Genomic DNA, 18,001 nt, shown 5'->3' with positions numbered 1-18,001 from the left:
ATGTCGAATATCGTCTGTGCCAATATCGACAAGAGCTACGGCGCCATCAACGTCATCAACAACTTCAATCTCGACGTCTCGGATCGCGAATTCATCGTCTTCCTCGGCCCCTCCGGATGCGGAAAATCCACTTTGCTGCGGATGATTGCCGGACTTGAGGAGATCTCCGGTGGCACGGTGTCGATCGGCGGCAAAGAGGTCAACGACCTCGAACCACGCGACAGGGGAGTGGCGATGGTCTTTCAGAACTATGCGCTTTACCCCCACATGACCATCTACGACAACATCGCCTTCGGCCTCAAGCGGATGAAGGTGCCGAAGGACCAGATCGACGAGCGCATCAAGGCCGTCTCGGCAACCCTCGGCCTGGAGCCCTATCTCGCCCGCAAGCCGGCCGAACTATCCGGCGGACAGCAACAGCGCGTGGCGATCGCGCGCGCCATGATCAAAACACCAAAGGTCTTCCTCTTCGACGAGCCGCTCTCCAATCTCGACGCCAAGCTCAGACATCACATGCGGGTGGAGATCGCGAGACTGCATCAAAAGCTCCAGACGACAACCGTCTATGTCACCCACGATCAACTCGAAGCCATGACGCTTGCCGACAGGATCGTGTTGATGCGGGCCGGCGCAATCGAGCAGGTCGGCACGCCTGCCGAGATCTATGAAAAGCCCCGCACCCTCTTCGTTGCCGGGTTCATCGGCACGCCGAACATGAACTTCCTCAACGTCGTCATACATCAGGTGGAAGACGGTTGGCTTCTCGTCGGAGACGGCATCAATTTCAGGATCGAAGGCCATGGCTTCCGGCTGCAACACGGCCAGAAGGCGACCCTCGGCATCCGGCCTGCCGATCTTCTGGTCTCAAACGGGGCCGATGTGAACGTTTTGTCCGGAACCGCAAACCTGATCGAATTTCACGGCAATGACGCGCTGATCACCTTCACCCACGGCGATATCGAGATAGGAGCACTCGTCAAGGCTTCTAGCCGTGCAAAACCGGGAGATCAGGTCAGCTTCTCCCTCCTGGAATCACGGCTGCATCTTTTCGATGCGCAGAGCGGTGTAAGTCTAAGAGAAGATGATGCTGGAGGGGCAACCCAGTAAGCTCGCTCGGGTCGAGCGAGCCATGGATGCTTCTCAGCCAGCCGGCTGGCCCTTCTTCCTGACATCTTCGAAACGGAGCTCGAAACGGGCAAGATATTTGGTCAAGCGATCCGCATCATTGCTGCTCTTTTTTTCCAATCGCGAGACCGCGAACAAGGCTCTGCCGGCAGCGCTCGCTGTCGCATGTTCGCGGCAGACATGAAGAACAGTGGCAAGCTGCGCTGCGTCAAAGTGATCGAGGCGTGCAGCAGCTTCCGCGCCCAACACGTCTTCAATGATCAGATCCGGCCCGCCGCCATCGCTCGAACTGCGCCAAAACGCGTTGAGCCGTCGGACTTCATCATCAACGACGTCGGTCGTGATGCGCCCGTGCGGCGCAAGCGTCGCCATACGCGTGACCGAGGCTGACAGGTCACGGAAGTTGGCGCTCCAGACGGCCTGTGGGCCGGTCGCGAAGGCAAGATAGCGTTCTCGCGCTTCCCTGTTGAAGGTGATGTTCTCGCCTTCACGTTCCAGATAGCGCCTGAGTTCGAAGTCGAGATTGGGTTCTATGTCCTCCTTGCGCTCACGCAAGGCCGGCAGCTGGAAAGTCCAGAGATTGAGCCGGGCATAGAGATCTTCGCGGAACCTACCCTTGCGGACATCGTCACCGAGATCGCGATTGGTGCCGGCAAGCAGCTGGAAATCTGCTGACGTTTCCCGGTCGGCACCGACGGGGAGGAACCTCTATTCCTCGATGGCACGCAAGCACATGGCCTGCTCGTCAAGACCAAGCTCGCCAATTTCGTCAAGGAACAGCACACCCTTGTCGGCGGCCTTGAGCAAGCCGGCGCGTTCGCCGGCCGAGCCGGTAAACGCTCCCTTCACATGGCCGAACAGGGTGGACATGGCCTGGTCGCCGCGCAGGGTCGCGCAGTTGACCTCGATGAACGGGCCACTGATCTTGCGCTGGCTTTTTTTCAGCTCATAGATCCTGCGTGCGAGCTGCGATTTGCCGGCGCCGGTCGGTCCAGTCAGCAGAACGGGCGCCGTCGAGCGGATCACCACCCTTTCGATTTCGTCGATCATTCTGTTGAAGGCGGCGTTCCGGGTCGAAATCCCCGATTTCAGGAAGGACGCCGCATCTTCGCGCTCCGAAGCGAAGCGCTTGGCGATCTCGTCATAGCGTGACAGGTCGAGGTCGATGATCCGATGCGTGCCGGCGAAGTTCTGCTCTGGCTCGCGATCGCGAGGCGGCGAAAGCTGCAGAATCCTGCCGGGGATGATGCGGGCTTCGGTCAGCAGAAACCAGCAGATCTGCGCCACATGGGTGCCGGTGGTGATGTTGACGAGATAGTCTTCCGTTTCGGGGTCGAAGCTATAGTTGCGGGCAAAGTCCCGGAGGTTCGTATAGACCTCCGAAAAATCCCAGGGATCCCTAAAGTTGATGACGTTGCTGCGCACCTCCGTCGCCGGCGCCACCGCACCGATATCGCCGACAATACGATTGCAAAGGGGTTGCGAGCGATCGTCATGGATTAACTCAAGCCGATCGATGAACAGGCCCGGTTGCTGGCAAAGCGCAACGGTGGGTCGCCAGCGGCTCCAGCGGTTTTCCCATTTCCCCGCATCCAGGACGGTTCCCAATATGCTGATGGCGACGCGACGCTTCATGGCTTATCCAAAGTTATAAAACTCTATAGGATAAGATAATATAATCGGGATTGGATTTTTAGCAAACCGTACTCACGTTCGAGGACGTATAAAAATTTCTCATTTTAAAACAATATGATAAAAGAAATTTTCACAAATCTCTCGCTCCTCTCCCCAAACTGGCACGCGTCTTGAAATGTATCTGGCACGAAAGAAACAAGAGGTGCTGTCATGGTCAACAAGGCAATCTTCAAAACCTACCTCGGAAAACTGCTTCCGGGAACGGACACAAAAAATCATGAAGCTGCGCCGGCCTATCGGCTGACGCCGCACGAAGCGCTGGCTCAATACGCTGTGACCGGCACGTTCAACGGCACCTTCTATGCGGATGGAGCCGAGCAACTCGATGCGGTAAAGACGCTCGCCCTTCAGGTCGAGCCGGAATTTCTCGCCAAGGTCGCTATCTATGCCGCTGAAAAGGGTCACATGAAGGACATGCCGGTGACGCTGCTCGCCATGCTTTCCAGCCTTCAGAGCGATGCCTTCGCCCGTGCATTTCCTCGGGTGGTGAAGAGCGGCAAGATGCTGCGCGGCTTCGTGCAGGTCATGCGCTCTGGGGCCACCGGTCGAAAGTCACTCGGCACGCGCCCGAAGAAGGTCGTGCAGGCTTGGCTCGAACGGGCGAGCACCGAGCAGATCCTGCGTGCGATGGTCGGAAACGACCCTTCGCTTGCCGACGTGATCCGCATGGTGCATCCGAAGCCGGCGACGGAGGAGCGCAAGGCGCTCTATGCCTGGGCGATCGGCAAGCCGCACGACTACGCGGCGCTGCCGGAACTCGTCAAGGCACTGGAAGCGTTTCGACGCGACCAGACCTGCCCGGTGCCGGACGTGCCGTTCCAGATGCTGACCTCGCTGCCGCTGACGCGGGAGCATTGGGTCGAGATCGCCCGCAAGGGCGGCTGGCAGATGGTGCGGCAGAACCTCAATACCTTTGCACGCAACGGCGTGTTCGAGGTCAGGGGTTTCGCCGAGGCATTGGCGGCGCGGCTTGCCGATCCGGAGGAAATCCGCAAGGCGAAGGTCTTCCCCTATCAGCTGATGATGGCGTGGAAGATGGTCGACGGCCAGGTTCCGGATGTCGTGCGGGATGCGCTTCAGGATGCGATGGATATCGCCATTGCCAACGTGCCGTCGCTGACGGGCAATGTTGTGCTTTGCCCCGACGTTTCGGGTTCCATGGGCTCGCCCGTAACCGGTCACCGGAAGGGCGCGACGTCCTCGGTCCGTTGCATCGATGTTGCAGGTCTCATGACCGCGGCATTCCTGCAGCGCAATCCGAAGGCACGGGTCCTGCCGTTCGAGAATGACGTCGTGCACGTCAGTCTCAACAAGCGGGATTCGGTGATGACCAATGCCGACAAGCTGGCGAAAATCGGCGGCGGCGGAACGAATTGCTCCGCACCGTTGAAGAGGCTCGCAAACGAGAAGGCGAAGGTTGATCTCGTGGTGTTCATCTCGGATAACGAATCCTGGGTGGACGCACGCAAGAATGGCCAGCCGACCGCTGTGATGACGGAATGGGCGAGGATCAAGGGGAATAATCCGGCTGCAAAGCTGGTTTGTCTCGATGTCCAGCCCCACGCCACCACACAGGCAACGACGCGGGAAGACGTGCTCAACATCGGCGGGTTCTCGGACGCCGTCTATGGAGTGATCGCGGCTTTCGCAGCCGACACCAACGGCTCGGATGGCTGGGTGAAAGCCATCGAGGCGATCGAGCTCTGACGAGCTCACAAGAAGCACTACCCCCCGCGCCGCCGTGAACGATGCGGGGGGCCGTGACGAATGCCGGATGAAACTACAGGCTATTACCCTCCAGGTCGCGGGTTCGAATCCCGTCGGGTCCTCCAGTTCATGGACCCGTAGCTCAGCGGATAGAGCAGGACGTTTCACCACACCTCGTCATCACGGACGAATGGAATGACATGGCGAATGCAAAAGAAACTACATGGCCGCGGCAGGTTCGAACCCTGCAAGGGACTGAATGTCTCCTTGGTAGCGGAAGTTTCTTTGGTCACTTGTCGCCATGGCTGAAAAAGCGGCGAATGCCGGACGGAACTACAGCCTCCAAAGTTGGATGGTCTGGCAGGTTCGACTCCTCCTGGGCATACGCTCTATGGCACGAGCGGGGCCATCCGGTTTCGTCCATCCTCGTCGCCGCTGTAAGTTCCTACCCGGTAGGAACGAACTATCCCGGCAAATGCCGGCAGGACTACAGGTAGAGCGGCTTGCCGGATTTTCGGCAAGCAGGTCGGATGTTCAAGTCATCCCGTGTTCCCCAGGGAATGCGTAGCTCAGTAAACTGTCCTGCCAAATTTGTTGTCGGGGCTGAAATGAAGGAAATGCCCGGCGAATGCCGGCAGGACTACAGGGATAGAGCAGCCCGCCGGATTTCGGTGGGCAGGTCGGATGTTCAAATCATCCCGCGTTCCCCAGGGAGCGCGTAGCTCAGTAAACTGTCCTGCCAAATGTCGTCGCCGGGATGATGAAGACGAGCCTGGGCGAATGCCGCCGGTGACTACAGGGGCCGCATAGCGCCATTCGTGGAATGCGTGCGGTGAGATAGATCTCCGGCTACGCTTGTCGCCCAGGCGGTGTGAAGAAAAGCAACTGAACAAGAAGGACTGCGGACGCAGAAAAGACAATGACAACGGTAATGAGCGGACAGGATTTGATCGATGCCGGCATGAGCCAGGGGAAGTGGTTTCGCCCGGCCCTTGACGCGGCCAACGCGGTCTTGAGCAAGGGGGGCTCCGTGACGGATGCCCTGGAAGCGGCAAAGGCATTTGAGCCGGGGCCAACTCTAGCCTTGAAGGCGGACAACGACATCGAGATCTATTCCAACATCCGTGCTGAAAACGCATTCGAGCAGGACAATGTGGAAAAGGTGAATGCGACGATGCGCGCGCTCGTGCGCACGCCCGTCGTTCGGGCCGCGGCGATCATGCCGGATGCTTGCCCGGCTGGTCCGGTCGGAACGATTCCGGTCGGCGGTGTGGTCGCATCCGAAGCGATCCATCCGGGTATGCATTCGGCCGACATCTGCTGCTCGATGGCGATCTCGATTTTTCCGGGCGTGGATCCGAAGTCGCTGCTGGATGCCGTGCATGCGGTGACGCATTTCGGCCCTGGCGGCCGTCCGCGCGGCGCGCAGCTGAAGCCTTCAGACGCTACGCTTTCAGCCTTCGAGCAGAACCCATACCTGCGCGACGGTGCGCTGAGCGTCGGGATCGAGCATTTCGCAACCCAGGGCGACGGTAATCATTTCGCCTATGTCGGAACGATGAAGTCGACCGGTGAAACCGCGCTTGTGACCCATCACGGATCGCGAGCACCGGGTGCCCGGCTCTACGACAAGGGTATGAAGGTCGCCAACCGGTTTCGCGAGCGCATCTCGCCCGAGACGCACAGGGAGAATGCCTGGATTCCGGCGGATACGGAGGAAGGTGACTTCTACTGGTCGGCGCTGCAGACGATCCGCCAGTGGACGAAGGAAAACCACTATGCGCTGCACGACATGGCGGCGGAAAGGCTGTCGGCCAAGGTCGCAGACCGCTTCTGGAACGAACATAACTTCGTCTTCCGCAAGTCGGACGGGCTGTTCTACCACGGAAAGGGTGCGACGCCTGCCTTCGACAACTGGGCTGACGACGCGACCGATCTGACCATCATTCCGCTCAACATGGCGGAGCCGATCCTGATCGTACGCGGGTCGAACGTTGCCCATGGTCTCGGCTTCTCGCCGCATGGCGCCGGCCGCAACTTTTCGCGCAGCGCGCATATGAGGCAGTTGTCTGCTGAGTATGGCGCAGATTCGCGAGGCCTGAGCCCGAACAACATCGCGGCTATTCTGGAGAAGGAAACAAGCGGCCTGGACGCGCGCTTCTTCTCCGGTTTCGCGGATGTGTCGGAACTGCCGAGCGCCTACAAGAACGCTGCGAACGTGCGGGCGCAGATCAACCATTATGGCTTGGCCGAAGTGGTCGATGAGGTGATCCCGTACGGGAGTATCATGGCCGGCGACTGGCAGAAGACTGCACCATGGCGAAAGAAGCGCCAATAAACATGGGGGAAGGCGGCAAACCCGCCTTCCCTCCGATGACCGTCTCGATCTGCCCCTTCCCGTCATTTTGGCGTTCGCTTGATCGACTGGCGAAAAGCCAAATACTCCACAGGCCGGAAAATCACAGCTTTGAAGCTGTATTGCCACAATTACGCCCGCCGTTTCCGGAATTGTCGGCGGCACATACCCCGCCAAGGCGGGGCGCAGACCCGTGCGTTCTTCGGGAAATTGGTTGTGACATGAAGACTGTGAAATTGGTTCTTTTGCCCGTTCTGGCCGTACTGATGGCAGGCGTCTCGGTACATGCTCAGGAATGGAGATATCTGCCTGACTATGGCGACGAGCCGGATTATGGCTATGCACCTCCCCGCTACTTGCGTCAGGCGCCGCCGCCGCGCTATCGCGATGATCCGCGTTTAAACGATGACTACTACTATCGGGGCGATCGCTACGGCTATTATGACGACGAAGACGGCGATTTCCCGCCGCCGCCCCGTTCACAGCGGCGAGGTTCGGTCGATTCGGGCGCAGCCTCTCCCCAGCTCAATTCCGGTCTCAAGGATGACAGGCGGGCGAGCCTTGCGCAGTCACCCATCCCGCGCAAGGTTGTCCCCTTTTCCGGCTACGACCCCGGCACGATCGTGATCTCCACCAAGGAAAAGCGCCTCTACCTTGTGCTTAACGACGGAACCGCCGTCAAATACGGTATCGGTGTCGGCAAGCAGGGTTTTGCGTGGAAAGGCACGGAGACGATCAGCCGCAAGGCGGAGTGGCCGAGCTGGACGCCGCCCAAGGAAATGATCGCGCGCCGGCCGGAGCTACCTGACCATATGGAGGGCGGCCTCAACAATCCTCTTGGAGCAAGAGCGCTTTATCTCGGCTCCACCCTCTACCGCATCCACGGCACCAACGAGCCGAACTCGATCGGCAAGGCCGTATCCTCCGGCTGCATCCGCATGGCAAATCCTGATGTGATGGACCTCTATGGCCGGGTCGGCGTGGGTACCAAGGTCGTGGTACTTTGATAGCGCCCCGGCGCTGCCGGGGACTGCCAATCCGGAAAGGTCACGCCGATTTCGCGCAAGATGTCGAAACCAGCCCGTGATACTCACTTGGCCGATACGGTTGATTTTGACCAGGCGGGATCACTGGAAGGGTCCGTCGACCAGAACTGAATATCCGCGAAGTCGATGGATTGCGTCACATCAGGCAGCGTGTCCCGATAGATCCCGAAGCGCGGTTGAGTGTCGATGAAGGGGTGGCCGTCCTGATCCCGCATGCCATGATCGAGAAAGCCAAGGCGCCCTGTGTAAGAGATGTCGCAGTCACGGCCGTTGAGATAGACCTTTAAGGCGCTTTCTCCCTCCGTCAGGCTGGGTTTGAGCATTACGTTCACATCATTCCATTCACCCAGATTCAGATGCCACGGCCCGCAAACTATCCTGGATTGACCGGCATTGCAGTCGGCGCTTCCCCTCACCTTGGCAACGAAATTCGCGCCCGTCTCAGTCGGTATGGCCTCTATCTTGAAGAGCGGGTTTGCCGCCTGGCACATTCCGAGAGGCTTTGTCTCCTCAGTCGGAATATTCTGCTTCACCTGATGGATGACGGTGCGGTTGCCAAGCCCTCGCCAGGGAGCTTCCAGCCGAAAGGCAAAGTGATACCAGGTCGGCCTGTCGAATTTGATGACCTGCTTCCTGATCTGGATTTCCACCCGTTCGGTTGGCGCGTCGCCGACACTTTGGTCGGGGGCGTCCCCTGGATGCACGGTGAGACGCAATATCGGCCTGGCGGGAGAAGAAGGATCGCAAACGATACGCGACCTCCATAGTGCAGGGTCCAGCCTGCTGCTGATCTTCCAAAGCTTCGATGGATGCTCGCTGTCGGCGGCACACAGGTCGGCAAAGCTGCCCGAGAGCGTGGGCATTGCATCCTGTGCCAAGGCCTCCGATCCGTTCGAGGCGCCCAGGCACAATAGAACGAAGGCAAGCTGCAGCATCTTCAGGGGCATCATCATCAACCTTTTGCGGGAGAGAATGCGGGGTCTGCGAAGTAGTGGCTCAAGCCAGCTTTCTTGGACGACTCTGTGGTCGTGAAGCCTCGAATGCAGCTCTACCGGCCACGCAATACAAGTCAAGAGTAGCTAGGTTGAAGCCATGCGATCGGGAGATCGCAATTCCATTCCAGGGCGAATCCACCAGTTGGGCGACCATGATCAAGGTAGCGATGCCCAGCGAGCACGTTTACCATCGGACTTGAGTTTACTCTTGCGCTGCCCGCCGGATGGTCGCAAAACGTTTTGAAATATCTGCTAGCACTACCGCCCCCAGGCGACCTTGGCCTTGTCGAATTCGAGACCCGAAAGCAATTCAATGACCATCCAACTTTCTCTTCCGCGCGATCGAATTTCCGTGCTTCTGCTCGAAGGCATCAGCCAGAGCGCCGTGGACTACTTTTCGTCGTCCGGTTACGTCAACCTCACGCACTTGCCAAAGGCGCTTGATGACAAGGATCTCAAAAACCTCATCGCCGAGGCGCATATTATCGGAATTCGCTCACGCACCCAGCTGACGGAGGAAATTTTTAGTTCCGCCAGAAAGCTCATGGCGGTCGGTTGCTTTTCTGTAGGGACAAATCAGGTCGATCTGGATGCGGCCCGCCGACGCGGGATCCCGGTTTTCAATGCGCCCTATTCGAACACGCGCTCGGTCGCCGAGCTTGTGATCGGCGAGATCATCATGCTGACAAGGCGGATTTTCCCGCGTTCGACTTCGGCCCATGAAGGCGGCTGGGACAAGTCTGCCGAAGGCAGCCGCGAGATGCGTGGAAAGACGCTCGGCATCGTGGGCTACGGCAATATCGGTTCGCAGCTCAGCGTTCTTGCGGAAAGCATGGGCATGAACGTGCGTTACTTCGACCCCTCGGACAAGCTTCGCCACGGCAACTCCGAATCGATGGCGACACTCGGTGAGCTGCTCGAAATCTCGGACTTCGTGACGATGCACGTTCCAGAGACCAGCTCGACGCAGAACATGATCACGGAGATCGAGCTGCGCCGTATGAAGAAGGGCGCCATTTTCATCAACAACTCCCGCGGGACCGTGGTCGACCTCGATGCACTTGCGAAGGTTCTGAAAGACGGTCATCTCGCAGGCGCGGCTGTGGACGTGTTTCCGAAGGAGCCGGCATCAAATAACGAGCGCTTCGAAACGCCGCTGCAGGGGTTGAACAATGTAATTCTCACGCCGCATATCGGCGGATCAACTGAAGAAGCCCAGGAGCGCATCGGAAGGGAAGTCTCCCGGAAGCTCGTGGAGTATTCCGACATCGGCTCGACACTGGGCGCCGTCAACTTTCCCCAGGTTCAGCTGCCGCCACGCTCGAACGGCACGCGTTTCATCCATGTTCATGAAAATCGTCCTGGCATGCTGAACAGTCTGAACACGATCTTTTCGTCCCGCTCGCTCAATATCGTCGGTGAGTTCCTGCAGACCTATGGCGAAACAGGCTATGTGGTCATCGAAGCCGAAGGCGTCGGCCAGACGGCGGACGAGATCTTGGATGCGCTTCGCAAAATTCCGGGAACTGTGAGAGCTCGGTTGCTCTACTGACGCCGGCGGATCTAAGGCCGAGGACGATCGGGAACCTGCCATGCTGTCGGTAGATCGGCAAAATTGCCCCATCGCTCCCATTCGAGATCGTATCGACCATTGGGACGGGATGCCAGACCCCATTGCGGTGGATCAGGCCAACCAAACCAGACGTTTTCGATCAGCAGTAAATCTTCACCGCCTGATGAGGCTATGAACTCGACCTCAGCCGAAACAAACCAATCCTTTCGGTGGCCGAAAATGCCATCGGAAGGAAAGCGTTTCCATGGGACTGGCCGCCATTTGATCGGCATCATCGCACGCTCATGAAATGCCCGCCTTTGAGCGTCCGCGGCGCTGGTAGCCATTTCCCAGGGATCAGGCTCCCATCCAGGCGTGAACTCATCGTGTCGATAAAGGCTCATGCTCCCAATCACAATTTGAACGGTGTCACTTCGCTCTTTGCAAAGAAGCGGTTTGCGAAACCATATTTATCCCAAACATGCGCCAGGCGGAAATCATGTGTTTCCCTCAATGTGCAGAGGCGGATATTAGTGATAGCCGGGATCAAGAGGCACACGCCGCCGAACGGCTTGAACAATTTCCTTTATGCTGATGAACTCGCACAGACGAGAGCCGCAACCACGAGGACAGATATGATCTTTGCAGACTATGTCGAGGCTTTACGGCGCGTTTATTCCAAGCATGACGCCCATCTCAATCTTGCCGAGGGCAATGCGGAGACGACGCTGGCCGAAGCAGAAGCGCGGCTTGACTTCGCCCTGGATCCCGACTTGCGTGAGGCATGGCGCATAGCTGACGGCAGTGAACATGAAGTGCGTGTTTTTCTAAGGCCGGACTTTCTGACAGGATATGATTTTCTGTCTCTGACTTCCGCCCAAAAGGCGCGAGCCGGTATGGAACGCGTATCCCCTCAGTATGAGGGATATATCGAACCCTCACCCCGCGACCCACGCATCCGCGACGGCTGGTTTCAGCGCGGATGGCTTCCGTTTGCTGCCTTCGGCGGCAACTCCCTCATGTTGATCCAGGATTATACCCCCACCGAGAAAGGGAAGATCGGGCAGATCATCGCCTTCACGCATGACCCCGATGAGATCAGCTATGTAGCGCCGGACTTCCGCACCTTTCTCAAGCTTTCGCTGCAGGCCATCAAGGACGATCCCGAAGAGTTCCTCGAGCTATTTTAGAGCCGCAGTGCAAGGCTACCAGGATGTGACCGCGATCAGAACTTGACGCTCGCCGATCTGGTTGCCGAGATTGGTCGATCCGATGGAGGAGCTGTAGTAGGTCTTGTTGAGGATGTTTTTCAGATTGAGCTGCAGCGTCAGCGGGCGTCCATCCGGAAGGTGTAGGCGGCAAAGGCGTCAGCCACGACGTAACCGGGCAGGAAATAGGCGTTGATGTTGATGCCGGCGCGCTTGCCGGCTCCGCGCGCACCCAGGCCAACCTTCAGCGTATTGCCGTTGCCACCGACTTCGCCGAAATCATAGGTAAAGAACAGTGAGCCGGTATGACGCGGCACGTTGACGGGCCATTTGCCGGCGTAAGTCGGATCTTCGAGCACCTTGGCGTCGGTGAAGCCGTAGCTGGCAATCATGCTTAGCTCGTCGGTCAATTCGCCCGCAACATCCACTTCCACACCCCGGGCGCGCACGAGGCCAGCAGTCTGGATATAGATCTCGCCGTTGATGACTTCGGAATAGGCGACATTCTTCCTGTCGCTGGTGTAGAGCGCAACATTGGCCGTCAGCCCGTCGGCAATCTCGAACTTGCTGCCGACCTCGTAGAATACTCCCTCCTCCAGCGTCAGCTTATAGACAATGCCGCCGCTCGGTACCCACTTGCTGCCATTGCTATCCGTATTGGTGACGAAGGGCCGCCCCTTGCCGGGCCATCAGGTCATAATACTGATAGCGCAGGCCGCCGACGAGGATCCATTGGTCGGTCAGATGCAGGGAATCCTGCATGTAGGCCGAGGCGGTGGAAATAATCTCCGCCGACAACATATGAGATCGAGGTCTGTCGATAAGACGGGGCGCAGTTCCGTCATTTGCCTTCCCTACAATGTAGAGCGTTGTAAAGGGCCGTTATTGCCTCACACAAGGCTTGCCTGGCATCATCAAGTTGATGGTAAATCCATATATTTGTCCCGGCACATTCATCCAGCCGAATACGGACTCGTTATCATTGCCTGGAGCCGGAGACCGTACGTTGCCAGCCATCGACCGGATGCGCGTTCTCCGCAACGATATGGCATGTCTTACCGCTTTTTTTCTCGCAATAGGCCTGCGCCTGCCGGCGGGCATCCTCGATGGAACGAAGGCCGTACCACCAATAAAAGCCGGTGCCATCCTCAGCCATGGCCGCGGCTTTCTCGGTCACTTGCTTCAGGTAAAGCTCTGCGCTTGCGCGATCGACAGGCGTCAGCGCGGAAATCAAGGGCGCCAATTCGTCTTGGTTCATCGCGGGCAGATGATTGCGTCGCAGGAAGTCGTCAATCCTGGGTTCAAGCAATGGATTTGCGTTCCATTTGTACAATGTATGCCCGTCCTGCCCGAAAGGCGGAAGCCCGACGAAATCGACGTTTCCACCCCCTGAACGATATCCGGCCAACAGTCGCTGAGCGAGATCCGGCCCGAAATAAGGATCATTGGCAGCGTAGAACCAGAGCGTCGGTGTCGGATTGTTGCGACCGAACCCGGTGAAGTCCCGCACAAGATCATCCTGGAAGAGCGAGCAATTGGGATCGGCCACCCCCACCGTCGTATAGTGATACACACCGCCGGAAATATTGATGACAGCCGTCAGCGGCCGGTCCGTGCGTCCGGCAAGATCGAGCATGGAAGCCCCGCCGATCGATATGCCCAAACCCAATGTTACAGACGGATCGACATCGCTGCGTGTGCGAAGCGTCTTCAATGCAGCGGCAAGCTCATCGCCATGCGCATTGAGAAACATGGAAACATCGGGCCTTGAACAGTTTCCAGCCTTGTTCATGAAGGTTCCGGTGGAGCGACCGTAGCCCGGCCAGACGACCGATGCGGCAATCCAGCCGCGATGGGCAAAATCATGCGCGATATGCGCCAGCCACTCGGGATGCATCTCCGATGGATTGGCTCCGGCCGATCCGTTGACGATCAACACAAGTGGAAACCTGTCACCATCAACCGGCCGAACCACCAGCGTTTCAAGCTCCATTGTCTTGGAACCGATCTGGATCGGCAGCGAGAGACTCTCCTCCTTCACCAGCTCGGCAGCAGTTGCTTGCTGGAGGGACAGGAGCAGACCAACAGAAACCAACACGATCCACCGCCAGAACTGCATATCCAAACACTCCGCAATAAATACATTTCGCTAATGCAATGCCGCAATCAGACAGGTTCTTCTAAATTGGAAATTTCGCAATGTTATTACATGCTGGCGTGAATGCCGTAGCTCGCCTCTTAGCACGAGGCGCTGCGAGTTGGCAGTTCCGCGCTTCCTTAATTCAATCGATGACGGAACATCCATGCAGCGACCGGCATGGTTGCGGCAGCTATCGCAACCAGCGCCAGCATGTCGGGTAGCAGAGCGTTCAGCCCCGCGCCTTCGAGATAGACCCCACGGGTGATGTTGATCGCATATTTCAGCGGATTGATCATCGTCGCATATTGCAAGACCTCCGGCATGTTGTCGGTCGGAGACATCAGCCCGGACAGCAGCATGAATGGCATCAGGAAGACGAAGCAGAGGATCATCGCCTGCTGCATGTTCGCCGCGATGGATGACAGGAACAATCCGAAGCCGATGGCGGCGGCAAGGAAGAGGCTGAGCCCGAGATAAAGCGTCATGAACGAGCCAGCAAACGGGATGCGGAACCAGAACAACGCCACCAGCAGGATAGTAGATGCCTGGGTGATGCCGACGATCATCGAGGGCACAGCCTTGCCGATCATGATCTCTGTCGGGGTGAAGGGTGCCACAAGCAGCTGGTCGAAAGTTCCTTCCTCGCGTTCGCGCGCGACGGACATGGCAGTCAGCATCATCGTCATCAGCATGGTGATCGTTCCGATGAGCGAGGGGACCATGCTCCATCGCGTTTCCAGCTGCGGATTGTACCATGCGCGGGTCGTGACCCTGACGGCACTCCCGGAACCTCCCTTCCGTGCAAGCCAGTCGGATGTGAAATCGCCGACGATGGTGTTGACGTAGCCTTGCGCTATGCCGCTGGTGTTGGAATTCCGGCCATCCGCGACGACCTGCACAGTGCCGGGGACGCCCGCTTCCAATTGCCGCTCGAAATCGTGCTCGATGACGATGATCAGGACGACCTGCTTGGTGTCGAGCAGCCGCACGGCCTGGCCCGTCTGCGTCAGCGTCGCCACTCTTTCGAAGATGCCGGACCCTTCGAGCTTCGCGACGAGGTTTCTCGACGTCGCAGTCCTGTCCTGGTCCACGAGCGCATAGGGGACGTTGTTGAGATCGTAGGTCGCGGCATAGCCGAAGATCAGGCATTGCAGGATCGGTGGCACGACGAGGCTTGCCCGGCTTCTCGGATCCTTCAGGATCACGAGAAGTTCCTTTCGGATGAGAGTGAGGATGCGCAGAAGCGACGCGATGAACATGGCTAGGCGATCCTCTTGCGGGTCATGCGGACGGCAAGTGCCAGGAGCGCCGTCGCCATGCCGGCGAGCACCGCCGCATTGGGCAGGATGACGCTCCAGATGTTGCCGGCGAGAAACAGGGTTTGCAACAGAGTGACGAAGTACCGGCCCGGGAAGATATAGGTGATGATCTGCACCGCCAAGGGCATGCTCCTCGGATCGAACATGAAGCCCGAGAGCATCATGGCCGGCAGGAAGGTGGCGAGAACGGTAATCTGGCTGGCGATGAACTGGCTCTTGGTGATTGAGGATATGGCAAGGCCAAGCCCCAGAGCGACCAGAAGATAGAGCATGGATACGATGGTGAGCACCAGCAGCGATCCGCGAAGCGGCACGCCGAAGAGCAACCGGCTGCCGACGACGCAGAGCGCCAGGCCCGCCAGCCCGAGCACAAAATAAGGAACCGTCTTGCCGAGCAGGATTTCGGTCGAGCGCACCGGTGTTACGAAGAGCGCCTCGAAGGTGCCGCGCTCCCATTCCCGCGCCATGACAAGGGCGGTGAGAAGCGCGCCGATCAGCGTCATGACGAGAACGACGAGACCCGGCACGAGGAAATAGCTGCTGTCATTGGCCTCGTTGAACCAGAGCCGGGATTGGATCGTCACGCCGCTGCCGGTGGATGCCCCTTGGCGCGATGCCTCCTTCGCGGCCCAGACGCCGACCGCTGCTTCCGCATAGCTGAGCGAGATACGGGCGGTGTTGGCATCACTGCCGTTGACGACGACCTGGACCTCGCCATTGCCCACGGCGGCGTTGCGGGCAAAGTCGGAAGGGATCCGCACGATCGCCCTTGCCTGCGATGAGAGAAGCATTGCTTCGGCCTCGGCCATCGTCTTGACGGGCTTTGGAGAAAAATAGCTGGAGAGTCCGAAGGCGGATGCGAGCCCGCGCGCCTCGGCCGAATTCTCCTCCATGACGATGGCAACGGGAACATTCTTGACGTCGAGATTGATGCCGTATCCGAACAGGATCAGCAGCGCCACGGGCATAACAATGCCGATCGCGATGCTGCTCGGGTCGCGCAAGAGCTGCCAGGTCTCCTTGCGGATGAGCGCGCGGATGCGGCGCAAGGCCGCGCGCAATCCTTGGCCGGGATGTTTGACGGGTACGCTCATGCAGCCTTCTCCGCTTGTCTGTGGCGTTCCTTCTCGACGATCGCGATGAAGGCCTCCTCCATGGTCGCTGCCGTCTCGCCGTGCGCACCCGCATGGGCGCGGATTTCGACCGGCGTTCCCTCCGCCAGATTGCGGCCGGCGTCGAGGATGATAATCCGGTCGCAATACTCGGCTTCTTCCATGAAGTGCGTCGTGACGATGATGGTGACTCCCTGCTCGGACAGGGCGGTGATCCGCCCCCAGAATTGCCGCCTTGCGAGTGGATCGGCGCCGCTTGTCGCCTCATCGAGAAAGAGAATATCCGGCTCGTGCAGCAGGGCGGCGGCAAGCGCCAGCCGCTGCTTGAACCCGCCGGGCAACTGCCCGCTCGGCAATCTTGAAAACTGGCCCAATTCGAACTGGTTCTTCAGGGAGTCGATCCTCTCCTTCCTGTGCTTGCCGCGCAGTCCATAGGCGCTTGCGAAGAACTCCAGGTTTTCATCGACGCTGAGCTGCCCATAGAGCGAAAATTTCTGCGCGACATAGCCCAGCCGCTCTCTCGCCTTTGCGCCCGCCGTCAACAGGTCGGAGCCGGCGACCATAAGGGTGCCGCTGGTGGCGGGAAGCAAGCCGCAGAGCATCCGGAATGTGGTGCTTTTGCCGGCACCGTTCGGACCGAGCAGACCGTAGACCTCGCCCTTGCGGACACTGAAGCTGACATGGTCGACGGCGGTGAAATCCCCGAACTTGCGGACGAGGTCGCGAACCTGCACGATCGTTTCATCGCCGTTTCGCTTCTCCGCGGGCTGACTGACATGCGTCTGGCGCTCTCCATCGCCGGCAACAGCGGCAAACAGCATCATGAAGGCATCTTCGAACCGCGGCGCGACGCTTTCGGTGTCGAGCTTCGTCTCATCCAGCTGCAGCGGTTCGTCCTTCTGGTCCGGCTTGCGCACGATCCGGACGCGCCCGGCTTCGGGAACGGCATCGACAATGCCAGGCAGTGCGAAGAGGCGGGCCTGCAGCGATCTTGCGGCCATGCCCTCGGGGGTATCGACCATAAAGCAGCATCCCTCTGCCTTCGCCGTGATCTCGGCCGGCGGTCCCTGATCGAGGATTTTTCCCGCATGCATGAGCACGGCATGTTCGCAGCGCTCGGCTTCGTCGAGATAGGAGGTTGCCACGATCACCGACAGCCCGTCCTCCTTTATGAGCCTGAAGACGATGTCCCAGAGCTCACGCCGAGATAGCGGATCGACACCCACTGTGGGTTCGTCGAGAAGCAGCAGTTCCGGCGCGCGCACCAGAGTGCAGGCAAGACCAAGCTTCTGCTTCATGCCGCCCGACAATTTTCCCGCGGGCCTTTGCTTGAACCGCCCGAGCTGCGTCATCTCGAAGAGGCGTGGGTAGGTTTCGTTGCGCTGGGATTGCGTCACGCCATGCAGATCGGCGTAGAGATCGAGGTTCTCCTGAACACTCAAATCTTCGTATAGGCCGAACTTCTGCGGCATGTAGCCGATGCGGTCCTGGACATGCTGCGGCTCCTTGGCGATATCGACGCCGATAACCTCCAAACTGCCGCCATCCGGCGCGATGAGGCCGCAGGCCAGGCGCAGCAATGTCGTCTTGCCGGCGCCATCCGGACCGACGAGCGCCGTCAAGGCGCCCTTGCGAACGTCGAGCGAGATATCGGCAAGCGCCTCCACCGTTTCCCCGGTGTCCCGGCGAAACGCCTTGCGGAGATTGCGTGCGATCACCGAGAGATTGCTGTCGCTCATCACATCC

General features: G+C 58.9%; 14 protein-coding genes, 1 tRNA gene and 1 pseudogene. 7 read left to right on the top strand and 9 right to left on the bottom strand.

From position 1 onward, the window contains the following. Positions 1-1,107 carry a sn-glycerol-3-phosphate ABC transporter ATP-binding protein UgpC gene (gene ugpC, locus BSK43_RS27120; RefSeq protein ID WP_077467866.1) on the top strand — a complete coding sequence of 369 codons (1,107 nt, stop codon included), beginning with the start codon at positions 1-3 and terminating at the stop codon, positions 1,105-1,107. Positions 1,108-1,140: 33 nt separating this feature from the next. On the opposite strand, the pseudogene rtcR reads toward ugpC, so the two are convergent. Beyond that, positions 1,141-2,760: pseudogene (gene rtcR / locus BSK43_RS27115) on the bottom strand (RNA repair transcriptional activator RtcR). A gap of 210 nt (positions 2,761-2,970) precedes the next feature. On the opposite strand from rtcR, the gene BSK43_RS27110 reads away from it, so the two are divergent. The 4 genes from BSK43_RS27110 to BSK43_RS35855 all read left to right on the top strand — a co-directional run bounded on the left by BSK43_RS27110 (position 2,971) and on the right by BSK43_RS35855 (position 7,890). Beyond that, complete coding sequence (locus BSK43_RS27110; RefSeq protein ID WP_077467865.1) at positions 2,971-4,527, top strand: RNA-binding protein; 1,557 nt, start codon at positions 2,971-2,973, stop codon at positions 4,525-4,527. A 558-nt stretch (positions 4,528-5,085) separates the two neighbouring features. Beyond that, positions 5,086-5,237: transfer RNA gene (locus BSK43_RS35235), tRNA-Pro, on the top strand. A 221-nt stretch (positions 5,238-5,458) separates the two neighbouring features. Continuing rightward, positions 5,459-6,865, top strand: a complete 1,407-nt coding sequence (locus BSK43_RS27105; protein ID WP_077467864.1) for an RtcB family protein — start codon at positions 5,459-5,461, stop codon at positions 6,863-6,865. A gap of 239 nt (positions 6,866-7,104) precedes the next feature. Next, positions 7,105-7,890, top strand: a complete 786-nt coding sequence (locus BSK43_RS35855) for a L,D-transpeptidase (RefSeq protein ID WP_246662701.1) — start codon at positions 7,105-7,107, stop codon at positions 7,888-7,890. Between the two features lie 83 nt (positions 7,891-7,973). On the opposite strand, the gene BSK43_RS27095 is transcribed toward BSK43_RS35855, so the two are convergent. Further along, positions 7,974-8,882: a heparin lyase I family protein gene (locus BSK43_RS27095; RefSeq protein WP_077467863.1), complete on the bottom strand. Its 909-nt coding sequence runs from the start codon at positions 8,880-8,882 to the stop codon at positions 7,974-7,976. Positions 8,883-9,237: 355 nt separating this feature from the next. On the opposite strand from BSK43_RS27095, the gene serA reads away from it, so the two are divergent. After that, on the top strand, positions 9,238-10,476 hold the full coding sequence (serA, locus tag BSK43_RS27090; RefSeq protein WP_077467862.1) for a phosphoglycerate dehydrogenase: 1,239 nt from the start codon (positions 9,238-9,240) through the stop codon (positions 10,474-10,476). Between the two features lie 11 nt (positions 10,477-10,487). On the opposite strand, the gene BSK43_RS35440 is transcribed toward serA, so the two are convergent. Then, on the bottom strand, positions 10,488-10,772 hold the full coding sequence (locus BSK43_RS35440) for a hypothetical protein (RefSeq protein ID WP_205910669.1): 285 nt from the start codon (positions 10,770-10,772) through the stop codon (positions 10,488-10,490). A gap of 339 nt (positions 10,773-11,111) precedes the next feature. Between BSK43_RS35440 and BSK43_RS35230 the strand changes: the two genes are divergently transcribed. Beyond that, positions 11,112-11,666: an SMI1/KNR4 family protein gene (locus BSK43_RS35230; RefSeq protein ID WP_169055467.1), complete on the top strand. Its 555-nt coding sequence runs from the start codon at positions 11,112-11,114 to the stop codon at positions 11,664-11,666. Positions 11,667-11,803: 137 nt separating this feature from the next. Here BSK43_RS35230 and BSK43_RS35850 read toward each other — a convergent pair whose 3' ends face one another. The 6 genes from BSK43_RS35850 to BSK43_RS27060 all read right to left on the bottom strand — a co-directional run bounded on the left by BSK43_RS35850 (position 11,804) and on the right by BSK43_RS27060 (position 17,994). Continuing rightward, positions 11,804-12,229 (bottom strand): TonB-dependent receptor, encoded by a 426-nt coding sequence (locus BSK43_RS35850; RefSeq protein WP_246662787.1) that lies wholly within the window; start codon positions 12,227-12,229, stop codon positions 11,804-11,806. Positions 12,230-12,332: 103 nt separating this feature from the next. Beyond that, on the bottom strand, positions 12,333-12,485 hold the full coding sequence (locus tag BSK43_RS35845; protein WP_246662700.1) for a TonB-dependent receptor: 153 nt from the start codon (positions 12,483-12,485) through the stop codon (positions 12,333-12,335). A gap of 178 nt (positions 12,486-12,663) precedes the next feature. Then, a complete protein-coding gene (locus BSK43_RS27075; protein ID WP_205910668.1) occupies positions 12,664-13,782 on the bottom strand; it encodes a hypothetical protein in 1,119 nt (372 codons plus the stop codon). A 179-nt stretch (positions 13,783-13,961) separates the two neighbouring features. After that, complete coding sequence (locus tag BSK43_RS27070) at positions 13,962-15,083, bottom strand: ABC transporter permease (RefSeq protein ID WP_077467859.1); 1,122 nt, start codon at positions 15,081-15,083, stop codon at positions 13,962-13,964. A gap of 2 nt (positions 15,084-15,085) precedes the next feature. Continuing rightward, a complete protein-coding gene (locus BSK43_RS27065) occupies positions 15,086-16,237 on the bottom strand; it encodes an ABC transporter permease (RefSeq protein ID WP_077467858.1) in 1,152 nt (383 codons plus the stop codon). Then, positions 16,234-17,994, bottom strand: a complete 1,761-nt coding sequence (locus tag BSK43_RS27060; RefSeq protein ID WP_077467857.1) for an ATP-binding cassette domain-containing protein — start codon at positions 17,992-17,994, stop codon at positions 16,234-16,236. The genes BSK43_RS27065 and BSK43_RS27060 overlap by 4 nt, the downstream gene beginning before the upstream one ends. Positions 17,995-18,001: the final 7 nt, after the last annotated feature.

It is taken from the genome of Rhizobium sp. P44RR-XXIV (assembly GCF_001999485.2).
In the GTDB taxonomy this organism is placed as follows: Bacteria; Pseudomonadota; Alphaproteobacteria; order Rhizobiales; family Rhizobiaceae; genus Rhizobium.
The sequence above is the reverse complement of the archived record's forward strand: the minus strand, read 5'-3'. Positions and strand labels throughout refer to the sequence as shown.

What these genes read in the sequence shown, in the direction of transcription:
- BSK43_RS27060 (WP_077467857.1), bottom strand. Translation starts at nt 17,994, where the DNA reads ATGAGCGACAGCAATCTCTCGGTGATCGCACGCAATCTCCGCAAGGCG.
- BSK43_RS35230 (WP_169055467.1), top strand. Translation starts at nt 11,112, where the DNA reads ATGATCTTTGCAGACTATGTCGAGGCTTTACGGCGCGTTTATTCCAAG.
- BSK43_RS35440 (WP_205910669.1), bottom strand. Translation starts at nt 10,772, where the DNA reads ATGATGCCGATCAAATGGCGGCCAGTCCCATGGAAACGCTTTCCTTCC.
- BSK43_RS27070 (WP_077467859.1), bottom strand. Translation starts at nt 15,083, where the DNA reads ATGTTCATCGCGTCGCTTCTGCGCATCCTCACTCTCATCCGAAAGGAA.
- ugpC (WP_077467866.1), top strand. Translation starts at nt 1, where the DNA reads ATGTCGAATATCGTCTGTGCCAATATCGACAAGAGCTACGGCGCCATC.
- serA (WP_077467862.1), top strand. Translation starts at nt 9,238, where the DNA reads ATGACCATCCAACTTTCTCTTCCGCGCGATCGAATTTCCGTGCTTCTG.
- BSK43_RS35845 (WP_246662700.1), bottom strand. Translation starts at nt 12,485, where the DNA reads ATGTTGTCGGCGGAGATTATTTCCACCGCCTCGGCCTACATGCAGGAT.
- BSK43_RS27065 (WP_077467858.1), bottom strand. Translation starts at nt 16,237, where the DNA reads ATGAGCGTACCCGTCAAACATCCCGGCCAAGGATTGCGCGCGGCCTTG.
- BSK43_RS27095 (WP_077467863.1), bottom strand. Translation starts at nt 8,882, where the DNA reads ATGATGATGCCCCTGAAGATGCTGCAGCTTGCCTTCGTTCTATTGTGC.
- BSK43_RS27105 (WP_077467864.1), top strand. Translation starts at nt 5,459, where the DNA reads ATGAGCGGACAGGATTTGATCGATGCCGGCATGAGCCAGGGGAAGTGG.
- BSK43_RS27110 (WP_077467865.1), top strand. Translation starts at nt 2,971, where the DNA reads ATGGTCAACAAGGCAATCTTCAAAACCTACCTCGGAAAACTGCTTCCG.
- BSK43_RS35855 (WP_246662701.1), top strand. Translation starts at nt 7,105, where the DNA reads ATGAAGACTGTGAAATTGGTTCTTTTGCCCGTTCTGGCCGTACTGATG.